Annotated in this window: 1 pseudogene; it reads left to right on the top strand. The window is 43.8% G+C overall.

Going from position 1 to position 900, the window contains the following annotated elements:
- A pseudogene (locus CTN01_RS22545) lies at positions 1–900 on the top strand (arginine decarboxylase); the annotation flags it as partial.

Genomic DNA, 900 nt, shown 5'->3' with positions numbered 1-900 from the left:
GTTGTAACCAACTGTACTTACGACGGTTTATGTTACCACTCTGAAGTGACTGAATCGCTACTAGGCGAAAGCTCTAGCCGTATTCACATGGATGAAGCATGGTTCGGTTACGCACGTTTTAACCCTATCTACAAGGGTCACTTCGCAATGCGTGGCGATGCGAAAGACCACAAAGGTCCAACAGTATTTGCAACTCACTCAACTCACAAGTTATTGAATGCATTGTCTCAAGCATCATACATTCACGTACGTAACGGTGAAGACGCGATCAACTTTGACCGTTTCAACCAAGCATACATGATGCACACTTCAACATCGCCACTATACGCAATCTGTGCGTCTAACGATGTTGCAGCTAACATGATGAAAGGCGAAAGTGGTAAAACACTGACTGACGAAGTAAACCGCGAAGCGATCATCTTCCGTCAAAACATGCGTCAGCTATTCAACAACTACACCAATGACAACGATTGGTTCTTCAAACCTTGGAACGCAGAAACTGTTACAGAAATGAACGGTGACAAGGTTAACTTTGAAGATGCATCTGTTGAGTCTCTAATGACTATCCAAGAGAACTGGAAACTAACTCCTGGCGACAAATGGCACGGCTTTGACGAAATCGACAATGACTGGTGTATGCTTGATCCAATCAAAGTTAGCTTGCTAACTCCTGGACTTGATGACAACGGTAACTTCCTAGAAACAGGTGTTCCAGCAGCGCTTGTGACTGCATACCTAGGTCGTTTCGGTATCGTACCAACACGTACTACTGACTTCCAAGTAATGTTCCTATTCTCAATGGGTATTACTAAAGGTAAGCGTGACACATTGATCAACACATTGTTGTCATTCAAGCGTCACTACGATGCTAACGCAGATATCGAAACACTATTACCTGAG

Source organism: Photobacterium angustum (genome assembly GCF_003026365.1).
Classification (GTDB): Bacteria; Pseudomonadota; Gammaproteobacteria; order Enterobacterales; family Vibrionaceae; genus Photobacterium; species Photobacterium angustum.
This window is presented reverse-complemented; position numbering and strand designations above follow the sequence as displayed.